General features: G+C 65.5%; 7 protein-coding genes. 6 read left to right on the top strand and 1 reads right to left on the bottom strand.

Annotated elements, in window-relative coordinates:
* From JMF90_RS23600 to JMF90_RS23580, 5 genes are all read left to right on the top strand, one after another.
* Positions 1-676 (top strand): aspartate/glutamate racemase family protein (locus JMF90_RS23600; protein ID WP_201325491.1); only part of this gene is annotated, 676 nt, incomplete at its 5' end.
* A 151-nt stretch (positions 677-827) separates the two neighbouring features.
* Positions 828-1,064: a bacterioferritin-associated ferredoxin gene (locus tag JMF90_RS23595; protein ID WP_006482749.1), complete on the top strand. Its 237-nt coding sequence runs from the start codon at positions 828-830 to the stop codon at positions 1,062-1,064.
* Between the two features lie 218 nt (positions 1,065-1,282).
* Positions 1,283-2,014 carry an energy transducer TonB gene (locus JMF90_RS23590; protein WP_006478312.1) on the top strand — a complete coding sequence of 244 codons (732 nt, stop codon included), beginning with the start codon at positions 1,283-1,285 and terminating at the stop codon, positions 2,012-2,014.
* 34 nt (positions 2,015-2,048) lie between these two features.
* The gene (locus tag JMF90_RS23585) at positions 2,049-2,783 is read left to right on the top strand and encodes a MotA/TolQ/ExbB proton channel family protein (protein ID WP_006483875.1); all 735 of its coding nucleotides are present in this window, start codon (positions 2,049-2,051) and stop codon (positions 2,781-2,783) included.
* 13 nt (positions 2,784-2,796) lie between these two features.
* The gene (locus JMF90_RS23580; protein ID WP_006478310.1) at positions 2,797-3,225 is read left to right on the top strand and encodes a biopolymer transporter ExbD; all 429 of its coding nucleotides are present in this window, start codon (positions 2,797-2,799) and stop codon (positions 3,223-3,225) included.
* Between the two features lie 384 nt (positions 3,226-3,609).
* Here the strand turns inward: JMF90_RS23580 and JMF90_RS23575 are convergent, their stop codons facing one another.
* Entirely contained in the window at positions 3,610-4,584 is a 975-nt protein-coding gene (locus JMF90_RS23575; RefSeq protein WP_011549399.1) for a LysR family transcriptional regulator, read from the bottom strand.
* Between the two features lie 121 nt (positions 4,585-4,705).
* Here JMF90_RS23575 and JMF90_RS23570 point away from each other — a divergent pair.
* On the top strand, positions 4,706-5,019 hold a 314-nt coding region (locus JMF90_RS23570), incomplete at its 3' end, for a pirin family protein (protein WP_201325490.1).

Raw genomic sequence — 5,019 nt, 5'->3', positions numbered from 1 at the left:
GGAACGCACGCTGGCCATCGGCGAGTGGCTCGCCCGCGAAGGCGCGAAAGCGCTCGTCATCGCGTGCAACACGGCAACGGCACGGGCGATCGCGGCCATCCGCGAACGCCTGTCGATCCCGCTCGTCGGCGTCGAGCCGGGCATCAAGCCGGCCGCCGCACTGTCCGCGACCGGCGTCGCGGGCGTCCTCGCCACGCAATCGACGTTGAACAGCCCGCGCTTCCAGGCGCTGCTCGACCGCTACGGCGCCGGCCGCCGCTTCATCTGCCAACCCGGCCACGGGCTCGTCGAAGCGATCGAACGCGGCGACACGAACTCGCCCGCGTTGCGCGCGTTGCTCGAACGTTACATCCAGCCGATGCTCGACGACGGTGCCGATACGCTGGTACTCGGCTGCACGCATTACCCGTTCTTCACAGAAACGATTCGTGACCTTGTTGGCGAGCGCCTGACGATCGTCGACACGAGCGATGCCATCGCCCGCCAGCTCGCGCGGGTGCTCGACGAACGCGGGCTGCGCGCGCCGGCCGGCACGCATGCCGCGCCGCCGCGCTTCTGCTCGACGAGCGACGGCCTGCAACTGCACGCGCTCGCGTCCACGCTGCTCGGCCTCGACGCCCCGGTCGAATCCGTCACCATTTCCTCGCCGAACGCGCGCGCCTGCGCGACTGCCTGACACGGGCCGGCGCGCCGGCTCCCCACCCCAGCTTCCCCGCTCCCGCCGTTTCAAGGGTCTGATGACCTTAAAAAAAGCCCGACCCAGGCTTGTCAACGTCCGCAAAATTAATGATAATAATTCGCATTAACGTTAGCTATCGCAACTCATCATGATCGTCTGCGTGTGCAAGTCTGTTTCCGATCGCAAGATTCGCGCGTCCCTCGCCGAGGGCGTGAACTCTTTCGATGAACTCCAGTTCGAGCTCGGCGTGGCCACGTGCTGCGGCAAGTGCGAGGAGTCCGTACGCGACCTCATGGCCGAACAAGGCGTCTGCGCGAGCCGGTGCGGTGTCGAGCATCATGCTCATCCGATCCCGGTCACGTTCTACGACCGCAAGGCGGCCTGAGCGGCGCCGAGCGTGCGCATGCGGCCCAGGCCGCATTTTTTGTTTTGACCGTCAGCAAGCCACCGTCCGCGCGAGCCAACGGCTTACCTGTCAAGGAGCCTGTGATGGAATTGCTGATCGGATTCGTAACCACCGTTTGCATCTCGCTGCTGATCTTCCGCAAGTGATGCCGATTCACCCGCCGCGCCCCGGGTGCGACGTCGTTCTTTCAAGCTAACATGCAGGCTTCGCATCTCGCTCCTGCCGGCGCCATGCCGGCTGCACCACGTATGAATCCCCGAGTGATCGTCGTCGCGGTCGGTGTGCTTGCCGCACACGCGATCATGCTGACGGCCGCGTGGCTCCATCGCAACGCGCCGCCGCCGAAATCGGTCGAGGTCCAGACGATCACCGCACAGCTCATCACGCCGGCGCCGATCGCGCAGCAGGTCGCGGCCGAGTCGATCCCGCAGCCCGCGCCGCCGAAGCCCGTGCCTCGCGTGAAGCCCAAGGTCGAGCCGAAGCCGGTGCAGAAGGCGGCGAAGCCGACCCCGCAGCCGGTTGCGCCCTCGCCGGCCCCGTCGCCCACACCCGCGCCTGCCGCCGACCCAACGCCTGCTCCCGCCGCGCCCGCTCCCGCGGCACCGGCCGCCACGCCGGGCCCGGCGCGCGAAACGATGCAGGTCAGCGCGCCGAAGAACGTGCCGACGCTCCAATGCAACTTCGTGAAGCCCGACTATCCGTCGATGTCGCGCCGCCGCGGCGAATCGGGTACCGCCTATGTTCACTTCGTCGTCGGCGTGACCGGCAAGATCGAAAGCATCGATCTGCAGAAGAGCAGCGGCTATCCGCGCCTCGACGATGCCGCACTCGACGCGATGCGCTCGACCACCTGCCGTCCGTACGTCGAGAACGGCCAGGCGATCCGCGCCGCCCGCACACAGCCCTACAGCTTCGGGCTCACCGACTAACCTGCCTCATCCGGAAGATTCAAAGGAAACAAAAATGCAAAGCTACGGTATCGCGCACGTCTGGGCGCAAGGTGATTTCGTCACGCGCGCCATTGCGATCACGCTGCTCGTGATGTCGGTCCTGTCGTGGATCGTGATCGTCATCAAGGGCTGGAACGTGATTCGCCTGAACCGCCTCACGAAGAACGCCGAACAGGCATTCTGGCATTCCGACAATTTCGACGACGGCATCAAGAAGCTCGGCCTCGCCGCATCGACGCCGAACGACAATCCGTTCCTCGCGCTCGCGCTGTCGGGCAAGGAAGCCGCCGACCACCACCATCAGACGCAACCGCACCTGCACGACCGCATGGACGTGTCGGACTGGGTCACGCGCTGCCTGAAGGACACGATGGACGAAGGCATCTCGCGTATGCAGAGCGGCCTCGCGATCCTCGCATCGGTCGGCAGCACGGCGCCGTTCGTCGGCCTGTTCGGCACGGTCTGGGGCATCTACCACGCGCTGCTCGCGATCGGTGCCACCGGCCAGACGTCGATCGACCAGGTCGCGGGCCCGGTCGGCGAATCGCTGATCATGACGGCCTTCGGCCTGTTCGTCGCGATTCCCGCGGTGCTCGGCTACAACGCGCTGACCCGCGCGAACAAGGGCGTCGTCAGCAAGCTCCGCCGCTTCGCGCACGGTCTGCACGCGTACTTCGTGACGGGTGCGAGCCTCGCGTCGTCGTCGACGCGCGACGGTCTGCGTCTCGCATCGCGCGCCGCCAGCTGAGACGAGGTGAACCATGGCCATGAACACCGGTTTCAGCGACGATGACGACGATGCCGTGATGAGCGAGATCAACATGACGCCGCTCGTCGACGTCATGCTCGTACTCCTGATCATTTTTCTCGTGACGATCCCGGCGATGCAGCATGCGGTGAAGATCGACCTGCCGCACGCCAGCAGCCAGCCCGTCGACGAAAAGCCGCAGACCGTCGACGTCGCGATCCAGGGCGACGGCACGATCCTGTGGGACGACCACACGGTCACGCGCGAACAGTTGCAGGCGCGCATCGCGGAAGCCGCGAAACGCACGCCGCAGCCGGAGCTGCATCTGCGCGCGGATCGCAAGGTTGCGTACGAGCACGTCGCGGAAGTGATGTCGGATGCGCAGGCAGGCGGGCTGACGAAGCTCGGCTTCGTGACGGAGCCGGGTGCAAAAGCGAAGTAACGCGCATACGTCTCGCAGTCGCAACTGCGCACCTAGCCGGCCGCACCTAACCGGCCGTGCACAAAGTAAAAGGCCTTCATCGCCAGATGAAGGCCTTTTTTCATGCGCACGCGGGCGCCTTCGGGCGGCGGGCTCTTTGGCGGTATCGGTTACGCCTCGAGCAACGCAAATGCGACTCTGCCGTGGTCTGCACGGACTGCGCGTTCTGCCCTATCTGGCTCACAATATATGCGGCCACCTGATTTCGCTCAGAACTTCCTTCACGAAATGGGATTTCAATATAGGCCCGCCCGCGCACGCATTCAAGGTTCCGGCGATTGAAACTTGCGATTGCAGACGACGCTTCAATGACAAAACAAATTTGCGTCGTCGTGCACGCCGTGTTCAGGTCGCCGAAACATCGGCCACCGCTTCCTGCTTCGCGCGCTCGGGGCAACCCGGCTCCTTGTACGCGCCATGGTCGAGCTTCTCGACCAGGTAATCGACGAACGCACGGACCGCGGGCGGCATCCCCTGCCGCGACACGAACACCGCGTACAGCTGCGGCACCGGCAGCGTCCAGCCCGGCATCACGGGCGACAGTTGCCCCGCGCGCAGCGCGTTGCCGTACATCATCTCCGGCAGCGCGGCGATGCCGAGGCCATCGAGCACGGCCTCGCGGATCGTCATCAGGTCGGCCGTCACGAGCCGCGGATCATGCTCGTGCACGTGGCGCGTTCCATCCGGCGCGATCAGGTTGAATACGTGCCGGCCGTCGACGCTCGGCGTATCGAGCGTCTCGAAGCCGGTCAGGTCGTCCGGCGCCAGCGGCGGCGCATTCTGGCTCAGCAGGCTCGGCGCGCCCACCAGCATCTGCTCGGTGCGCCACAGCGGCCGCACGACGATGTTGGCGTTCTGCGGCGGCTCGGAGCGCACGCGCAACGCGACGTCGATCGAATCCTCGAACAGGTCGATCACGCGATTCGTCACGCGGACATGCACCTTCACCTCGGGATAGCGGCGCAGGAATTCGGGCAGGATGCGCGACAGCATCGTCTGCGACAGCGTCACCGGCACGCTGACGCGCACCGAGCCGCGTGGCGACGCGCGCAACTGCTGCACCGCGTTCATCGCGGCCTGCGCTTCGGCGAGCATCGCCTGGCAATGCTGGTAGAACAACTCCCCTGCCTCGGTCAGCGCGAGCTTGCGCGTCGAACGCTGCAGCAGGCGCACGCCGAGCGCCGCCTCGAGCTCGGTCAGGCGTCGCGACAGACGCGATTTCGAGATGCCCAGCACGCGCTCGGCGGCCGAGAAGCCGCCATGTTCGACGACCTGCGAGAAGTACATCAGGTCGTTCAGGTTATGTGCATCGATATTCATCTCATCGTTCCAATTTCAGAACAATCCATTGCGAACGGCCGCAAATCGGACGGGAAAACGCCCAATATAATAGCGCTATGTTTCAAAAATAACGCTATTCCGATGATTTCGAGGGCTTCCCATGACGACCGCTCGCTCGCTTGATCGTACCTACCCCGCGCTTCGCACCACCGAAGGCGGCGGTTTCGTGGTTCACCGTCCGTTCCCGACGCGGCTGCTGATGGACTTCGATCCGTTCCTGCTGCTCGATGAAATGGGCCCCGTCGACTACGCCCCCGGCGAAGCCGTGGGCGCGCCCGACCATCCGCATCGCGGCTTCGAGACCGTGACGTACGCGCTCGACGGGCGCTTCCGCCATCGCGACTCGTCCGGCCATGCCGGCACGCTCGGCCCCGGCGACGTGCAGTGGATGACGGCCGGGCGCCGGCGTCGTGC

Origin of the sequence: Burkholderia sp. E168m23, from assembly GCF_016586125.1 — a bacterium.
In the GTDB taxonomy this organism is placed as follows: domain Bacteria; phylum Pseudomonadota; class Gammaproteobacteria; order Burkholderiales; family Burkholderiaceae; genus Burkholderia; species Burkholderia orbicola.
Note: the sequence above shows the minus strand (reverse complement) of the source record. Positions and strands in the feature narration are given on the sequence as shown.